At 64.8% G+C, this 16,041-nt stretch carries 15 protein-coding genes; 12 read left to right on the forward strand and 3 right to left on the reverse strand.

Features of this window, described 5'->3' with window-relative positions; translation table 11 throughout:
* Positions 1-19 precede the first annotated feature (19 nt).
* The 3 genes from groL (at position 20) to BLS61_RS19485 (ending at position 3,206) form a co-directional block, all read left to right on the forward strand.
* Positions 20-1,666 carry a chaperonin GroEL gene (gene groL, locus BLS61_RS19475; RefSeq protein ID WP_090433624.1) on the forward strand — a complete coding sequence of 549 codons (1,647 nt, stop codon included), beginning with the start codon at positions 20-22 and terminating at the stop codon, positions 1,664-1,666.
* 239 nt (positions 1,667-1,905) lie between these two features.
* A complete protein-coding gene (locus tag BLS61_RS19480; protein WP_090433626.1) occupies positions 1,906-2,610 on the forward strand; it encodes a lipopolysaccharide kinase InaA family protein in 705 nt (234 codons plus the stop codon).
* A 359-nt stretch (positions 2,611-2,969) separates the two neighbouring features.
* On the forward strand, positions 2,970-3,206 hold the full coding sequence (locus tag BLS61_RS19485) for a hypothetical protein (RefSeq protein WP_090433736.1): 237 nt from the start codon (positions 2,970-2,972) through the stop codon (positions 3,204-3,206).
* A 347-nt stretch (positions 3,207-3,553) separates the two neighbouring features.
* Here the strand turns inward: BLS61_RS19485 and BLS61_RS19490 are convergent, their stop codons facing one another.
* From BLS61_RS19490 to aptA, 3 genes are all read right to left on the reverse strand, one after another.
* Positions 3,554-4,381, reverse strand: a complete 828-nt coding sequence (locus tag BLS61_RS19490; RefSeq protein ID WP_090433629.1) for an arylamine N-acetyltransferase family protein — start codon at positions 4,379-4,381, stop codon at positions 3,554-3,556.
* 320 nt (positions 4,382-4,701) lie between these two features.
* Positions 4,702-6,198: a CoA-acylating methylmalonate-semialdehyde dehydrogenase gene (locus BLS61_RS19495; protein ID WP_090433631.1), complete on the reverse strand. Its 1,497-nt coding sequence runs from the start codon at positions 6,196-6,198 to the stop codon at positions 4,702-4,704.
* 96 nt (positions 6,199-6,294) lie between these two features.
* Positions 6,295-7,641, reverse strand: coding sequence for an omega-aminotransferase AptA (aptA, locus tag BLS61_RS19500; protein ID WP_090433632.1), 1,347 nt, complete (start codon positions 7,639-7,641; stop codon positions 6,295-6,297).
* Positions 7,642-7,819: 178 nt separating this feature from the next.
* Between aptA and BLS61_RS19505 the strand changes: the two genes are divergently transcribed.
* The 9 genes from BLS61_RS19505 to BLS61_RS19545 all read left to right on the forward strand — a co-directional run bounded on the left by BLS61_RS19505 (position 7,820) and on the right by BLS61_RS19545 (position 15,963).
* Complete coding sequence (locus tag BLS61_RS19505) at positions 7,820-8,737, forward strand: LysR family transcriptional regulator (RefSeq protein WP_090433634.1); 918 nt, start codon at positions 7,820-7,822, stop codon at positions 8,735-8,737.
* Positions 8,738-8,889: 152 nt separating this feature from the next.
* On the forward strand, positions 8,890-9,552 hold the full coding sequence (locus BLS61_RS19510) for a TetR/AcrR family transcriptional regulator (RefSeq protein ID WP_090433636.1): 663 nt from the start codon (positions 8,890-8,892) through the stop codon (positions 9,550-9,552).
* Entirely contained in the window at positions 9,552-10,136 is a 585-nt protein-coding gene (locus BLS61_RS19515; RefSeq protein ID WP_090433638.1) for an IMPACT family protein, read from the forward strand. Before BLS61_RS19510 ends, BLS61_RS19515 begins: the two co-directional genes overlap by 1 nt.
* 8 nt (positions 10,137-10,144) lie before the next feature.
* Positions 10,145-10,693: a DUF922 domain-containing protein gene (locus BLS61_RS19520; protein WP_244157981.1), complete on the forward strand. Its 549-nt coding sequence runs from the start codon at positions 10,145-10,147 to the stop codon at positions 10,691-10,693.
* Positions 10,694-10,853: 160 nt separating this feature from the next.
* Positions 10,854-11,537, forward strand: a complete 684-nt coding sequence (locus BLS61_RS19525; RefSeq protein WP_090433642.1) for an SDR family oxidoreductase — start codon at positions 10,854-10,856, stop codon at positions 11,535-11,537.
* Positions 11,538-11,601: 64 nt separating this feature from the next.
* Positions 11,602-12,036, forward strand: a complete 435-nt coding sequence (locus tag BLS61_RS19530) for a GNAT family N-acetyltransferase (protein ID WP_090433643.1) — start codon at positions 11,602-11,604, stop codon at positions 12,034-12,036.
* Positions 12,037-12,299: 263 nt separating this feature from the next.
* Positions 12,300-13,847: an ABC transporter ATP-binding protein gene (locus BLS61_RS19535; RefSeq protein ID WP_090433645.1), complete on the forward strand. Its 1,548-nt coding sequence runs from the start codon at positions 12,300-12,302 to the stop codon at positions 13,845-13,847.
* An 11-nt stretch (positions 13,848-13,858) separates the two neighbouring features.
* The gene (locus BLS61_RS19540; protein ID WP_090433647.1) at positions 13,859-14,956 is read left to right on the forward strand and encodes an ABC transporter permease; all 1,098 of its coding nucleotides are present in this window, start codon (positions 13,859-13,861) and stop codon (positions 14,954-14,956) included.
* A gap of 80 nt (positions 14,957-15,036) precedes the next feature.
* Positions 15,037-15,963, forward strand: a complete 927-nt coding sequence (locus BLS61_RS19545) for an ABC transporter permease (RefSeq protein WP_090433649.1) — start codon at positions 15,037-15,039, stop codon at positions 15,961-15,963.
* Positions 15,964-16,041 lie beyond the last annotated feature (78 nt).

Genomic DNA, 16,041 nt, shown 5'->3' on the forward strand with positions numbered 1-16,041 from the left:
AATTTGAGGACTGATCAAAATGGCTGCTAAAGAAGTCAAGTTTGGCGATTCCGCCCGCAAGAAAATGCTCGTTGGCGTCAACGTACTGGCCGACGCCGTCAAAGCCACCCTCGGCCCGAAAGGCCGTAACGTGGTGCTGGCCAAATCCTTCGGCGCCCCGACCATCACCAAAGACGGTGTTTCGGTTGCCAAGGAAATCGAACTCAAAGACGCCTTCGAAAACATGGGCGCCCAGCTGGTCAAGGACGTCGCGTCCAAGGCCAACGACGCTGCCGGTGACGGCACCACCACCGCGACCGTTCTGGCTCAAGCCATCGTCAACGAGGGCCTGAAGTCCGTTGCTGCCGGCATGAACCCGATGGACCTGAAGCGCGGCATCGACAAGGCCACCGCGGCCATCGTCGCTCAGCTCAAAGACCTGGCCAAGCCGTGCACCGACTCCAAGGCCATCGCTCAGGTCGGCACCATCTCCGCCAACTCCGACAACTCCATCGGTGACATCATCGCCGAAGCCATGGACAAGGTCGGCAAGGAAGGCGTGATCACCGTTGAAGAAGGCTCGGGCCTGGAAAACGAACTGTCCGTCGTAGAAGGCATGCAGTTCGACCGCGGCTACCTGTCGCCGTACTTCATCAACAAGCCGGACACCATGGTGGCCGAGCTGGAAGGCCCGCTGCTGCTGCTGGTCGACAAGAAGATCAGCAACATCCGCGAACTGCTGCCGGTACTGGAAGCCGTTGCCAAGGCTGGCCGTCCGCTGCTGATCGTGGCTGAAGACGTCGAAGGCGAAGCCCTGGCTACCCTGGTCGTCAACAACATGCGCGGCATCGTCAAGGTCGCTGCCGTCAAGGCTCCGGGCTTCGGCGACCGCCGCAAGGCCATGCTGCAGGACATCGCCATCCTCACCGGCGGTACCGTGATCTCCGAAGAAGTTGGCCTGTCCCTGGAAAGCGCCACTCTGGAGCACCTGGGTAACGCCAAGCGCGTCGTGCTGAACAAGGACAACACCACCATCATCGATGGTGCTGGTGCCCAGGCCGACATCGAAGCCCGCGTTGCGCAGATCCGCAAGCAGGTCGAGGAAACCTCTTCCGACTACGACAAGGAGAAGCTGCAAGAGCGCCTGGCCAAGCTGGCCGGCGGTGTTGCCGTGATCAAGGTTGGCGCTGCCACCGAAGTCGAGATGAAAGAGAAGAAAGCCCGCGTTGAAGACGCCCTGCACGCCACCCGCGCTGCCGTGGAAGAAGGCGTGGTACCTGGCGGTGGCGTGGCTCTGGTGCGCGCTCTGCAGGCCATCGCAGACCTGAAAGGCGACAACGAGGACCAGAACGTCGGTATCGCCCTGCTGCGTCGCGCTGTCGAAGCGCCGCTGCGTCAGATCGTTGCCAACGCCGGCGGCGAGCCGAGCGTAGTGGTCGACAAGGTCAAGCAGGGTTCGGGCAACTTCGGCTTCAACGCCGCTACCGACACCTACGGCGACATGATCGAGATGGGTATCCTCGACCCGGCCAAGGTCACCCGTTCCGCGCTGCAAGCTGCTGCTTCCATCGGCGGCCTGATGATCACCACCGAGGCCATGGTTGCCGAAGCGGCTGACGACAAGGCGCCGGCCATGCCTGACATGGGTGGCATGGGCGGTATGGGTGGCATGGGCGGCATGATGTAAGCCGACCGGCTCCCACGCAGTAAAAAGAACCCCGCGCGAGTCGCGGGGTTTTTTATGCGCGGCCGTTAATGAGGCCATAGCGGGCTACCGTTCGGCGCCGCCCGGTTGGCCGAAGAGATCGAGGGTAGACTCCGGCACCCTGTTTGCTTATGTTTTGTTACAACCCTGAACGGCCTGAAGCCATTTCAGCAGGTGAGCGTTTGGCGCATCCCTCAGAACAGACATAAGAAGAACAAAACATGCCCTTGAGCACCGCGAGCGATTTTTCACAGCAGGCATTCCAGCATTGGTGGCAACAGCAGGGCGACTGGGTCGAAGCACCCAATGTCCGCCGTGGTGGCGAAAGTGGCGTGCAGCGCCTGCTGGATGAAACCGGCGTGCTGTACGCCAAGAAGCAGATCGGCCATATCTATCGCAGCCTGCTGCATCCCAAAGGGCGCCCTACCGTGCTGCGCGAGCGCAACGCCTTGCAGGCACTGCCTTCTCTCGGGGTCATGGTCCCGCGGCTGATCTACTGCGGTATCGACTATGACCAGCGGCAGGGCTGGCGCGGTCTGCTGGTGACCGAGGCGCTGGAAGGCTTCGAAAACATCGAACTCTGGTATGCCCAGGGCGGCCGTGAAGCGTGCGGCGAGGCGCTGCATGCCAAACTGCTGCAACACGTCGGCCAGACCCTCGCGCGCATGCACCTCGGGCGCTGGCAGCATGGCTGCCTCTATGCCAAGCATATTTTCGTTCGTATCGACGGCGAGACGCCGCAGGTCGCCCTGCTGGATCTGGAAAAGAGCCGGCGCCGCCTCACGCGAGCCCAGGCCGCTCAGCATGACCTGCCTCAACTACGGCGCCACAGCCCCTGGTCAGATGCCGACTGGCAGCAACTGCTGCACGGCTATCGCCAGATTTTCGCTGATGGAGCCAAAGGTCTCGGCACATCTCTTGCCTGAGCCATGGACTGCCGGTTCACTGCCGGCAGCGCGACATTCGCAGTACCTCGCTTCATTCGTTTCATCCCCACCAGGAAGTGGCTCTAACTCGCGCCTTTGCGCCGGGCTGGGAGATTGGCTGCAGGCTTTGCAGTTGCCAGGGCCGGCTGTTACAGAGGGGCCGCAAGCGGCACCTAAGGTGACGTTAAGGCGTTACCCGCATCCTTGCTGAACCAACCGCCAAGGCCCGTGTCCCAGTACAGCCCCGGCTGGGTGCCCATCACCTGCCAGGACCGTTCGTCGCACAAGGCGGCAGTATCGCAATGGGTGATCTAGGTTTAGCGAACAGCGTTTGGCAGCGCTTTCAAGGGGTTAGCAAAATGAAATTAGAAATAGCACGAGGTTTGTTCCTCGGCCTCGCCCTCAGCGTAACGGCAATCGCCGCCGCAGCCTGGCAGGAACCCGGCCCCCGTGTGGTGCAGGCACGCGACTGCAGCACTGCGCAATCCTGCCCCACTGCGCCTTTGCGCAAACAGGTGCAGCCCGCCGTGAAGCCGGATGCCAACCTGCTGGTGCTGATGTTCGGCCTCAGCGGCGCGATGAAGGGCGAGCACTGAGCACCCCGGCTCGCGCTCGACTCGTCAGATGTTGAGCGCCGGAGCCCCGGATGGTGGGACGCAGCGTATCTGCTTGTTTTCTTGCGGGGCAGGCCATCCGGCGTTTGGAAAGTGAGTCGCCGCAAGGCGAAGCGACACTGGAGTACAAAAGCCAAGAGTGCCCTCTCCCCTGCCCCCTCTTCCGCAAGCGGGAGAGGGGAACTGATCGCGGTCCTTCAGCAATCTCAGCGGGCCGTCGAAACCCCGAGATCTTCGCGGCTGAAGCCGCTCCTACAGGGTTTGGGTCGCTTCGGGTCGCGGCTGAAGCCCCCTCCCACGAGAGCGTGGCGATAGCAGCCGTCTTGCCTTCACGCCGCCGCGATCAGCCGCTCGATGATTTGCCGCAACTCAGGATGCTCTGGCACCTGAATGCCAAATTCCTCGCGCAACACCCTCAGCACCTCGTCGACACTCTGCAACTGCACCCGCTCACTCGCCTGCCCCAGGCGGTGGATGGCGAAGCTGCCGTTGCTCAGCGTCTTGCGCAGCTCTGGCCCGGTGCGCGCGGCGATCATCTGGCCGAGGAAGGGTGAGTCCGGGTGGGTGCACACGTACCAGTTACCCACCACGTAATCGATATCCGCCACTTGCTGCAGATCGAACAGGTACATGGCTCGCCAGCTACCCGCCACCAATGCGCGCAGGGTGTAGGTGCCATCCACCAGCGTCAGGCGATAGGGCTCGTGCGGTGTGCTCTGCTCCGTCTCGCTGTCGAGCAGCAGCGGGCCGGTCGGCACCATGCCGCCGAAGCCGACATCGCTGATGTAGCGCACGCCATCGATGGTCACCAGCACCAGCATATGGGTGCGCGCCGGCAGGGCATCTTCCAGGCCGCCCATGACGACGCGGCCGGTCAGCCCGCGCGCATCGAAGCCCAGTGCCTGCAACAGCAGGAGGTACAGGCGGTTGAGTTCGAAGCAGTAACCGCCACGGCCCTGGCGCAGCAGCTTGTCCTGGATCGCGGCGGGTTCGACCTCCACCGGCACGCGCAGCATGCTGGCCAGGGTTTCGAAGGGAAATTCGGCGGTGTGCCGCGCCTGCAGTTCGCGCAGGGTGTCGAGGGTCGCTGGCGGCGCCGAGGCGTAACCCAGACGCCGGAGATATGTTTGCAGATCCAGCTGGAATGCGTCGGTCATGGTGCTTCTCCCCTTTCAACCTGCCGGCTGTTGTACCAGAGCGGGCAGACGGGAGATATCTATTGGGGCGATAGCACGTCCGGCCATACGCTGCGCATGGGCATGCTGACCGTGACGCTGCGCGTCATCCACCGTAGCGGCCGAGGCTACAGGCTCCTGCGCAGAGCGTGGGAGCGATCACGCAAACTCCCAAGAGGCTGCCGGATCTTCGCGGCTGAAGCCGCTCCTACAAGTGTCTCGGTGTCTGCCTCGACATAACGCGCCACTAACGGAAAGGGCCGGTCCTGCGACCGACCTTTTCATTCAAAGCTGCAGCTCACTCAGCCATTGCTGGGGAAGGCGAACTGCGCCGCCTCGTGGCTCTTGCGCGCCGGCCAGCGCTGGGTGATCGCCTTCTTGCGGGTGTAGAAGCGCACGCCATCCGGGCCGTAGGCGTGCAGGTCGCCGAACAGCGAGCGCTTCCAGCCGCCGAAGCTGTGGTAGGCCACCGGCACCGGCAGCGGCACGTTGACGCCGACCATGCCCACTTCGATCTCGTCGCAGAACAGGCGCGCGGCTTCACCGTCACGGGTGAAGATGCAGGTGCCGTTGCCGTACTCGTGATCGTTGATCAGTTGCATGGCTTCTTCCAGGCTGCCGACGCGAACGATGCACAGCACCGGGCCGAAGATTTCGTCGGTGTAGATGGTCATGTCCGGGGTTACCCGGTCGAACAGAGTGCCGCCGACGAAGAAGCCGTTCTCGTTACCTGGCACCACCAGGCCGCGGCCGTCGACCACCAGCTTGGCGCCTTGCGCCACACCGGCGTCGATGTAGCCCTTGACCTTGTCACGCGCAGCGGCGGTGACCAGCGGACCCATGTCCAGGCCGCAGGAAGTGCCGGCACCGATCTTCAGTGCCTGGATCTGCGGGACGATCTTCTCCACCAGCGCGTCGGCGATCTGGTCGCCCACGCACACGGCCACGGAGATGGCCATGCAGCGCTCGCCGCAGGACCCGTAGGCCGCGCCCATCAGTGCGCTGACGGCGTTGTTCAGGTCGGCATCGGGCATCAGCACGGCGTGGTTCTTGGCGCCGCCCAGGGCCTGCACGCGCTTGCCGCGCTTGGTGCCTTCGCTGTAGATGTACTCGGCGATCGGCGTCGAGCCGACGAAGCTCAGGGCCTTGACCTCGGGCGCCTCGATCAGCGCATCGACCGCGTCCTTGTCACCGTTGACCACGTTCAGCACGCCCTTGGGCAGGCCGGCCTGGTGCGCCAGCTCGGCGATGAAGAGGGTGGAACTGGGATCGCGCTCGGACGGCTTCAGGATGAAGCAGTTGCCGCAAACGATGGCCAGCGGGTACATCCACAGCGGCACCATGGCCGGGAAGTTGAACGGGGTAATCCCTGCCACGACACCAATAGGCTGCAGGTCGGTCCAGGCGTCGATGTTCGGGCCGACGTTGCGGCTGTACTCGCCCTTGAGGATTTCCGGGGCGGCGCAGGCGAACTCGACGTTCTCGATACCGCGCTTGAGTTCGCCGATGGCGTCCTCGATGGTCTTGCCATGCTCGGCGCTGATCAGCGCGGCGATTTCGTTCTCGTTCTGCTCCAGCAGCTGCTTGAAGCGGAACATGATCTGCGCGCGCTTGGCCGGCGGGGTGTTGCGCCAGGCCGGGAAGGCGGCCTTGGCGGCGTCGATGGCCAGTTGCATGGTGGCGCGGTCGGCCAGGCCGACGGCCGTGGTGGAGTCGCCGGTGGACGGGTTGTACACCGGGGCGCTGCGACCATTGCCGGCAACGCGTTCGCCGTTGATCAGGTGCGGGATATGGCTCATGGGGTTCTCCAGAGGCGTAGGGTGGATGACGCTCTTTTCATCCACCTTGGGGATTCGATGATTGGTGGATGGGTAAAGCGTCATCCACCCTACGGCTCAATCCAGCTTGTTCAGCACGTCGCCGACGGCGTTGAACACACGGTCGAGGTCTTCCATCCTGGCGTTGAAGGTCGGCCCGAACTGGATGGTGTCGCCACCGAAGCGCACGTAGAAACCGGCCTTCCACAGGGCCACGCCGGCCTCGTAGGGGCGCACCACGGCATCGCCGTCACGTGGCGCGATCTGCAGGGCGCCGGCCAGGCCGCAGTTGCGGATGTCGACCACGTGCTTGGTGCCTTTCAGGCCATGCAGGGCGGCCTCGAACTTCGGCGCCAGCTCGGCGGATTGCTGGATCAGGTTCTCGCGCTTGAGCAGCTCCAGCGTCGCCAGGCCGGCAGCGCAGGCCACCGGGTGGGCCGAGTAGGTGTAGCCGTGGGTGAACTCGATCATGTGCTCCGGCGACGGCTGCTGCATGAAGGTGTTGTAGATCTCGCTGCTGGCGATCACCGCGCCCAGCGGGATGGCGCCGTTGGTGATCTGCTTGGCCACGTTCATCAGGTCCGGGGTGACGCCGAAGAATTCCGCGCCGCTCCACTTGCCCAGGCGGCCGAAGCCGGTGATCACCTCGTCGAAGATCAGCAGGATGTTGTGCTGCGTGCAGATTTCGCGCAGGCGCTGCAGGTAGCCCACCGGCGGCACGATGGCACCGGCCGAGCCGGACATCGGCTCGACGATCACCGCGGCGATGTTGGAAGCGTCGTGCAGCTCGATCAGCTTGAGCAGTTCGTTGGCCAGCTCCACGCCACCGGTTTCGGCCATGCCCCTGGTGAAGGCCAGGTGCGGCTGCAGGGTATGCGGCAGGTGGTCGGCGTCCATGAACTGGCCGTACATCTTGCGGTTGCCGCCGATGCCGCCGAGCGAGGTGCCGGCGATGTTGACGCCGTGGTAGCCACGGGCGCGACCGATGAACTTGGTCTTGGCCGGCTGGCCTTTCAGGCGCCAGTAGGCCTTGGCCATCTTCACCGCGGTGTCGGCGCACTCGGAGCCGGAGCCGGTGAAGAACACGTGATTGAGCTCGCCCGGCATCAGGTCGGCGATCTGCTCGGCCAGTTTGAACGACAGCGGATGGCCATGCTGAAAGCCCGGCGAATAGTCGAGGGTGCCGAGCTGCTTGGCCACGGCCTCCTGGATTTCCTTGCGCGAGTGGCCGGCACCACAGGTCCACAGACCGGACAGGCTGTCATAGACCTTGCGCCCGGTATCGTCGGTGAGCCAGTTGCCTTCGGCGGCCACGATCAGCCGTGGGTCGCGCTGGAAGGCGCGGTTGGCGGAGAACGGCATCCAGTGCGCATCCAGCTTGAGCTGGCTGGCCAGGGACGGAGTTGCGGTCTGCGGCATGTTCATCGGGGTAGCCTCGGCAATGGCAGCGTGATCGGGAGCAATGTGGGAGGGGCTTTAGCCGCGAGTGTCGCCGCTGAAGCGCCTCCCACAGATACAGCGTCAGTTGCCAGCAAAGGTGCCATGAGCATAGAGTCAGTAAAACAATACTCTTCTTATCTTCAGTTCAAGGCCGACTAAACAAATGAGCAGCCGCCGCCCCGATCCGCTGGCCCAGGTCAGCGACTTTGAAATCCGCCTGCTCAAGCTGTTTCGCAGCGTGGTGGAGTGCGGCGGTTTCTCCGCCGCGGAAAGCGCGCTGGGCATCGGCCGCTCGGCCATCAGCCAGCAGATGAGCGATCTGGAACAACGCCTCGGCCTGCGCCTGTGCCAGCGCGGCCGCGCCGGTTTCGCCCTGACCGAGGAAGGCCGCGAGGTGTACCAGAGCACCCTGCAGCTGCTGGCGGCGCTGGAGAGCTTTCGCACCGAGGTCAACGGCCTGCATCGCCACTTGCGCGGCGAACTGAACATCGGCCTGACCGACAACCTGGTGACCATTCCGCATATGCGCATCACCAACGCCCTGGCGCGGCTCAAGGCACAGGGGCCGGACGTGCGCATCCACATCCGCATGACGCCACCGTCGGAGGTGGAACAGGGCGTGCTCGATGGCCGCCTGCACGTCGGCGTGGTGCCGCAGGTCGGCGCGCTGTCCGGCCTTGAGTACCAGACGCTGTACGACGAACGCTCGCTGCTCTACTGCGCGGTCGGCCATCCGCTGTTCTACGTCGATGACCAATTGCTGGAAGACGAACGCCTCAACGCCCAGGAGGCCATCGCGCCGACCTTCCGCGTGCCGCCCGAGGTGCAGCACCACTATCAGGCGCTCAACTGCACTGCCAGCGCTTCGGATCGCGAAGGCATGGCCTTTCTCATCCTCACCGGGCGCTACATCGGCTACCTGCCCGACCACTATGCCCAGGCCTGGGTCCAGCAGGGCCGCCTGCGGGCGCTCAAGGCAAGCCATCGCTACTACGACATCAACCTGGCGGCGGTCACGCGCAAGGGCCGTCGCGCGCATCTGGTGCTGGAGAGCTTTCTCGAGGCGCTGGCGCAGTCCTGAGGGTGCACCGGCAGCGACAACGCACCAGCAGGGTGCAAAGCCCGGCCAACCGGGCATTTCCCGGCATTTTTGCGCGCCTGACGCTTGTCACCCAGCCATGGCTGGGGTATCTGTGCAATCGCTCGGCTCCCTGATCAGTCCGGAATCACCCCATGACCTTCGAAGTCCCCGCCCATAGCAGCAACGGCAAGCCCGCCGGGCGCATCCGCCAGAAGAACGAAGAAGCCATCATCAAGGCGGCCGAGGAAGAGTTCGCCCGCCATGGCTTCAAGGGCACCAGCATGAACACCATCGCGCAGAACGTCGGCCTGCCCAAGGCCAACCTGCATTACTACTTCAGCAACAAGCTGGGGCTGTACCTGGCGGTGCTGAGCAACATCCTCGAATTGTGGGACAGCACCTTCAACACCCTCACCGTGGACGACGACCCGGCCGAGGCACTGGAGCGCTACATCCGCGCCAAGATGGAGTTCTCCCGGCGCCAGCCGAAGGCCTCGCGCATCTTCGCCATGGAGGTGATCAGCGGCGGCGACTGCCTGTCGCAATACTTCAACCAGAACTACCTGGACTGGTTCCGTGGCCGCGCCGCGGTATTCGAAGGCTGGATCGCCGCCGGCAAGATGGACCCGGTCGACCCGATCCACCTGATTTTCCTGCTGTGGAGCAGCACCCAGCACTACGCCGACTTCGCCTCGCAGATCTGCCGGGTGAAGCAGTGCTCGCGCCTGACCAAGCAGGACTTCGAGCAAGCCGCCGACCAGCTGGTGCAGATCATCCTCAAGGGCTGCGGCCTGAAACCCGCCGCCAAAGCCTGATGGCCTTCACCCTGTCAGGGCCTTGCGAGTACCGCGAGGAGATTCGCAAGAGCCGCTTTCTCGCCCTTGCCGCGCCGGTTGCCAGCGCGGCGGACGCACAGGCCTTCATCGAGCGCCACAGTGACCTGGCCGCCTCGCACAACTGCTGGGCATGGAAGGTCGGCAACCAGTATCGCTTCAACGACGACGGCGAACCGGGCGGCACCGCCGGCCGGCCGATACTCGCCGCCATCGAAGGCCAGGACTGCGACCAGGTGGTGGTGCTGGTGATCCGCTGGTACGGTGGCATCCAGCTCGGCACCGGAGGTCTGGCCCGCGCCTACGGCGGCAGCGCGGCGAAATGCCTGCAGGCCGGCGAGCGCCGCGAACTGGTGCTGCGTCAGGCCTTCACCTGCCATTTACAGTTCGCCGAACTGCCGCTGTTCAAGGCACGCCTGAACGAGCTGGACAGCCTGATCGAGCGCGAGGATTACGACGCCAGCGGCGCGCGCCTGCACCTGGCCGTGGCACCGGCCGAGCGTGACATGCTGGAGCGGTTGCTGGGCGATATCAGCCGTGGCCGCGAGAGCCTGTGCCCGCCATGAGACGAGCGATGATTGCCTCGCTGCTGTGGCTGGCCCTGCCGGCCCTGGCCGATGTGCAGGAGCATCTGCAGGAGCAGTACTACGATCTGCAGGTGGCTTCCGGCGAGTCCCTCAGCCGCGCCATCGACCAGGCCTCGCCGATTCGCCAGAACGGGCAGATCTACCACGCCTACACACGCTGGCAGGTGCAATGGAATTTCTGGTGGCGCGAGCAACGCGACGGCCGCTGCCAGATCGACCTCACCCGTACCCAGCTGCATGCCACCATCACCCTGCCCCGTCTCGGCGGCAGCGACACGCAGCAGCGCCAGCGTTTCGAGCAGTACCTGGGTGCACTGCGCGAGCATGAGCTGGGCCATTACCGTATCGGTCAGGCCGCAGCCGCCGAGATCGACGCCGCACTGCGGCAGCTCGCCGAATACCCCAGCTGTGCCGAGCTGCAACGGCAGGCCAACCAGCGCGCCAACGCCATCCTGCAACGGCATGCCGAACATGAACGCCGTTATGACCGCGAAACCGGCCACGGCCGTAGCCAGGGCGCCTGGCTGACGGAATGACAGCGCAAGAGGTAGGAGCGGCGCCCCGCCGCGAATCGTGGCTGGGGCGCACTCGAAAAGCTCCGCCCCGGGGCGGGCTCCTGCAGGGGCTTGCCGCGCCGGGATTATCGGATCGGCATTCGCTATGCTGATCGTCTTCTCATCCGCCATGGAGCCTGACATGACTGCCTCCCGATCCATTCTGATCATCGGTGCCTCACGCGGCCTCGGCCTGGGCCTGGCCGGTGAATTCGCCGCCCAGGGCTGGGCCGTGACTGCCACCGTGCGTAGCGCCGCGCAACAAGCCCCTCTGCAAGGGCTCGGCGTGCAGGTCGAACAGCTGGAAATGACCGACCCGGTCAGCCTCGAACAGCTCGCCGGCCGTCTGAGCGGTCAGCGGTTCGACGTCATCTTCGTCAATGCCGGGGTAGCCGGCCCCAGCCACCACAGCACCGCCCAGGCCAGCGCCGAGGAAATGGGTCAGCTGTTCCTCACCAATGCCGTCGCCCCGTTGCGCGTGGCCGAGCGCCTGCTGCCGAACCTGGCCAGCGAACACGGGCTGATCGTGTTCATGAGCTCGATCCTCGGCAGCATCGAGGCCGGTGCCGGCCTGGGCATGCCGCTGTATGGCGCCAGCAAGGCCGCGCTCAACCACCTCGTGCAATGTTTCGTGCGCACTCAGGACAAGCCGCACCTCGGCGTGCTGCTGATGCACCCGGGCTGGGTGCGCACCGACATGGGCGGCGACGACGCCCCGCTGGATATCGACAGCAGTTGCAAGGGCATGGTCCAACAGGTCAGCGCCGCCGTTGGCGAAGCCGGCCTGCGCTACCTCGACTACCAGGGCAATCCGCTGCCCTGGTGAGCCCCTTATTGCCAGATAGCGGCCCGTGTCATAGGGGCCATGCCATTGTGTTGGAGAAAAAACGATGGAAGTACATATCGGTAATGACCCGGAGTTGATCCGTCTGGCGCAAGGTATCCGTCATCAGGTTTTTACCCGTGAACAACGGATTCCTGCGGAGTTGGACCTAGATGGATTGGATGAGGCGTCCTTCCATGCGCTGGCCACTGAACAGGGCGAGCCAATTGCCACGGCGCGCCTAACGGTAAAAGAGGACGGTTCTTCGACCATGGCCAGGGTGGCGGTCAGTGAGGTCTACCGGGGCGCGGGCGTCGCCTCGGCCGTTGTCCAGGCATTGCTGCAACACGCGCAGAACATAGGCGTCACTTCCATTGAACTCCATGCCCACAGCCACCTTAAAGGCTATTACGAGAAGTTTGGCTTCGAGTTCATCAAGGAAGTTGAGATCGTGGGTGAACATCAGCTCATTGAAATGCGGCGCCAACTGGCGAGGTCATGACAGCCCGCAGGTGATGAAGCTTTTCATCCAACGTTCATGGGGTGCACTCGCTTCAGTACATAACGCCTCTTCTCCCGGCTTGCATCTCGCCACTTCAGCGCGCTCGAATGCAGTGCGCACGACGCACCCTGGGGGCGGAGTCGCACCAATCCTGCGCATGAACCAGGACTGGTGGCAGAAGCAAACGCCCGCCGCCAGCTTTTCTGACCCCATGGCCAAGTTTTTGCTTTAGCCCCGCTCAGTTCTTTTTATGAGCGTGCCCCATGTCCGCCCCACCCGATTACCCACGCCTGCAGCTGACCGCCATCAGCAAGCAATACCCCGGCTGCCTGGCCAATGACCGTATCGATCTGGCCATCGCCCCCGGCGAGATCCGCGCCCTGCTCGGCGAGAACGGCGCCGGCAAGAGCACGCTGATGAAGATCATCTACGGCGTCACCCAGCCCAGCAGCGGCGAGATTCGCTGGCAGGGCGAGCGGCTGACGATGCGCGATCCGGCCATGGCGCGCGGCCTGGGCATCGGCATGGTGTTCCAGCATTTCTCGCTGTTCGAGACGCTGACCGTGGCCGAGAACATCGCCCTGGCCATGGGCGCGCAGGCCGGTACACCGAAGCAACTGGAGCCGAAGATTCGTGAGGTGTCGCAGCGCTACGGCATGGCGCTGGAGCCGACGCGCCTGGTGCACAGCCTGTCCATCGGCGAGCGCCAGCGGGTGGAGATCGTGCGTTGCCTGATGCAGGACATCCAACTGCTGATCCTCGACGAGCCCACCTCGGTGCTCACCCCGCAGGAGGCCGACGAGCTGTTCGTCACCCTGCGCCGCCTGGCCGATGAGGGCTGCAGCATTCTCTTTATCAGCCACAAGCTCGGCGAGGTGCGCGCGCTGTGCCAGAGCGCCACGGTGCTGCGCGGCGGGCGGGTGTCCGGCCATTGCGTGCCGGCCGAATGCAGCGATCTGGAACTGGCGCGGCTGATGGTCGGCGACGCCGAGGGGCTGGAAAGCAGTTACCCGAAAGTCAGCGGCGGCCTGCCACGGCTGCGTGTCGATGACCTCAGTTGGCACAACCCCGATCCGTTCGGCTGCTCGCTCGAACGCCTTCGCCTGGAGGTGCGCAGCGGCGAGATCGTCGGTATCGCCGGGGTAGCCGGCAATGGTCAGGACGAGCTTCTCGCCCTGCTCAGCGGCGAAACCCGCCTGCCGCGTGGCGAACGCGAGCGGGTCAGCATCGATGCCGCGCCGGTGGCCAATCTGCATCCCGATGCGCGGCGCCAGCTGGGTCTGGCCTTCGTACCCGCCGAACGTCTCGGCCACGGCGCCGTGCCGGAAATGAGCCTGCTGGACAACGCCCTGCTCACCGCCTTCGGTCAGGGCCTGGTCAAGGCCGGCCTGATACAGCGCAGCAAGGTGCGCGCGCTGGCCGAGCAGATCATCCAGCGCTTCGCGGTGAAGACGCCGGATGCCGACACCGCTGCACGCAGCCTGTCCGGCGGCAATCTGCAGAAATTCATCCTCGGCCGCGAGATTCTGCAAAACCCGAAACTGCTGGTGGCTGCGCATCCAACCTGGGGCGTGGATGTCGGTGCGGCAGCGGCCATCCACCGCGCGCTGATCGCCCTGCGCGATGCCGGCGCGGCAATCCTGGTGATCTCCGAAGACCTCGACGAGCTGTTCCAGATCAGCGACCGCATCGGCGCGCTGTGCAGCGGGCGCCTGTCGCCGCTGGCCGAGACGGCGCAGGTATCCACCGTGGAAGTCGGCCGCTGGATGGCCGGTGAATTCGATCAACCCGCCGCCGCTGCGGCCTGCTGACGGAGCCCGTCATGCTGTTATCCCTGGAACCGCGCGGCCAGGAGTCGCGCCCCATGCTCTGGCTGTCGCCGCTGCTCGCCGCCGTACTGACGCTGGTGAGCGGCATGCTGCTGTTCACCCTGCTCGGCCATGACCCGCTGGAAACCTTGCATACCCTGCTCATCGCCCCGGTCAGCGACTGGTACGGCGTGTCCGAACTGCTGGTCAAGGCGCTGCCGATCCTGCTTTGCGCCCTCGGCCTGGCAGTGGCCTACCAGGCGCGCATCTGGAACATCGGCGCCGAAGGCCAACTGTTGATCGGCGCCCTGGCCGGCAGCGCCATGGCCCTGCAACTGATCGACTGGGAAAGCCGCTGGGCGCTGGCCTGGGTAGTGCTGGCCGGCACCTGCGCGGGCGCGGCCTGGGCAGGGCTCACTGCCTGGCTGCGCACGCAGTTCAATGCCAACGAAATCCTCACCAGCATCATGCTCAACTACATCGCGCTGAACCTGTTGCTGTTCTTCGTGCATGGCCCGCTGAAGGACCCGGCCGGTTTCAACTTCCCCGAATCGGCGATGTTCGGCGATGCTAGCCGCCTGCCGCTGGTCAGCGAGGACGGTCGCCTGCATGGCGGCCTGTACCTGGCGCTGCTGGCCCTGGTGGCGGTATGGGTGCTGCTGCACAAGAGCTTTCTGGGTTTTCAGATCAAGGTGCTGGGCCTGGACAAGCGCGCCGCCGGCTTCGTCGGCTTTCGCGAGAAGCGCCTGGTGTGGTTCGCCCTGCTGGTCAGCGGCGCGCTGGCCGGTATGGCGGGTGTGGGCGAAGTGGCCGGGCCGATTGGCCAACTGGTGCCGCAGGTCTCGCCGGGCTACGGCTATGCGGCGATCACCGTGGCCTTTCTCGGCCGCCTCAACCCGCTCGGCATCGTCGTCGCCAGCCTGCTGATGGCGCTGCTGTACCTGGGCGGCGAGAACGCGCAGATGAGTCTCAACCTGCCGCAGGCGATCACCCAATTGTTCCAGGGAATGATGCTGTTCTACCTGCTGGCCTGCGACGTGCTGATCCTCTATCGGCCACGGCTGAAGTGGAAATGGGCGAAACACGAGCGCCTCGCTGAAGCGACCACCTGACGGTGGGAGTGGCTTTAGCCGCGACAAAAGCTCGCCGCTGAAGCGCCTCCCACAAAGAGCATGAATGCAAAGGAATCCCCATGGATCTCGATCTGTTGACCAATATCTTCTACGCCATGGTGCGCACCGGCACGCCACTGCTGCTGGTGGCTCTGGGCGAGCTGGTGTGCGAGAAGAGCGGCGTGCTCAACCTCGGCCAGGAAGGCATGATGCTGTTCGGCGCGGTGATCGGCTTTATCGTCGCCTTCAGCACCGGCAGCCTGTGGCTCGGTGTGTTGCTGGCAATGGCCGCCGGCATGCTGCTGTCGCTGCTGTTCGCCGCCGTGGCGCTGGGCTTCAACGCCAACCAGGTGGCCACCGGGCTGGCCCTGACCATCTTCGGCGTCGGTCTTTCTACCTTCGTCGGCGCCGCCTGGGTCGGCAAGCCGCTGAGCGGCTTCGAGCCCATCGTCATTCCGCTGCTGGCGGACATCCCGCTGATCGGGCGCATGCTGTTCGCTCAGGACGTGCTGATCTACCTGTCCTTCGCCCTGTTCGCGCTGGTGGCCTGGGTGCTGCTGAAAAGCCGTACCGGCCTGATCATCCAGGCCGTCGGCGAGAACCCGGACGCCGCCAGCGCCATGGGCCTGCCGGTACTGCGCGTGCGCACCCTGGCGGTGCTCTTCGGTGGCGCCATGGCCGGATTGGCGGGCGGCTACCTGTCGCTGGCCTATACGCCGATGTGGGCGGAAAACATGACCGCCGGCCGTGGCTGGATCGCCCTGGCGCTGGTGGTGTTCGCCAGTTGGCGGGTGCTGCGTGTGCTGCTCGGCGCCTACCTGTTCGGCCTGGCCAGCATCCTCCATCTGGTGGCGCAGGGCATCGGCCTGTCGATCCCGTCGAACCTGCTGGCGATGCTGCCTTATGTGGCCACCATCGTCGTGCTGGTGCTGCTCTCGCGCGATGCGATCAAGACCCGGCTGTATGCGCCGGTGTCGCTGGGCCAGCCTTGGCAGCCGGGGCATTGAGGCTCGACAGTTATTAGTCGCGGCTAAAGCCCCTCCCACAGCAACAGAGCAACCTACGGACAGCTTTTGTGGGAGGGG

The sequence above is a fragment of the Ectopseudomonas guguanensis genome (assembly GCF_900104265.1).
Lineage (GTDB): Bacteria > Pseudomonadota > Gammaproteobacteria > Pseudomonadales > Pseudomonadaceae > Aquipseudomonas > Aquipseudomonas guguanensis.

Coding starts and splice junctions, on each gene's coding strand:
- aptA (WP_090433632.1), bottom strand. CDS start 7,641: ATGAACATGCCGCAGACCGCAACTCCGTCCCTGGCCAGCCAGCTCAAG.
- BLS61_RS19540 (WP_090433647.1), top strand. CDS start 13,859: ATGCTGTTATCCCTGGAACCGCGCGGCCAGGAGTCGCGCCCCATGCTC.
- BLS61_RS19490 (WP_090433629.1), bottom strand. CDS start 4,381: ATGACCGACGCATTCCAGCTGGATCTGCAAACATATCTCCGGCGTCTG.
- groL (WP_090433624.1), top strand. CDS start 20: ATGGCTGCTAAAGAAGTCAAGTTTGGCGATTCCGCCCGCAAGAAAATG.
- BLS61_RS19495 (WP_090433631.1), bottom strand. CDS start 6,198: ATGAGCCATATCCCGCACCTGATCAACGGCGAACGCGTTGCCGGCAAT.
- BLS61_RS19515 (WP_090433638.1), top strand. CDS start 9,552: ATGGCCTTCACCCTGTCAGGGCCTTGCGAGTACCGCGAGGAGATTCGC.
- BLS61_RS19480 (WP_090433626.1), top strand. CDS start 1,906: ATGCCCTTGAGCACCGCGAGCGATTTTTCACAGCAGGCATTCCAGCAT.
- BLS61_RS19510 (WP_090433636.1), top strand. CDS start 8,890: ATGACCTTCGAAGTCCCCGCCCATAGCAGCAACGGCAAGCCCGCCGGG.
- BLS61_RS19535 (WP_090433645.1), top strand. CDS start 12,300: ATGTCCGCCCCACCCGATTACCCACGCCTGCAGCTGACCGCCATCAGC.
- BLS61_RS19505 (WP_090433634.1), top strand. CDS start 7,820: ATGAGCAGCCGCCGCCCCGATCCGCTGGCCCAGGTCAGCGACTTTGAA.
- BLS61_RS19485 (WP_090433736.1), top strand. CDS start 2,970: ATGAAATTAGAAATAGCACGAGGTTTGTTCCTCGGCCTCGCCCTCAGC.
- BLS61_RS19530 (WP_090433643.1), top strand. CDS start 11,602: ATGGAAGTACATATCGGTAATGACCCGGAGTTGATCCGTCTGGCGCAA.
- BLS61_RS19520 (WP_244157981.1), top strand. CDS start 10,145: ATGATTGCCTCGCTGCTGTGGCTGGCCCTGCCGGCCCTGGCCGATGTG.
- BLS61_RS19525 (WP_090433642.1), top strand. CDS start 10,854: ATGACTGCCTCCCGATCCATTCTGATCATCGGTGCCTCACGCGGCCTC.
- BLS61_RS19545 (WP_090433649.1), top strand. CDS start 15,037: ATGGATCTCGATCTGTTGACCAATATCTTCTACGCCATGGTGCGCACC.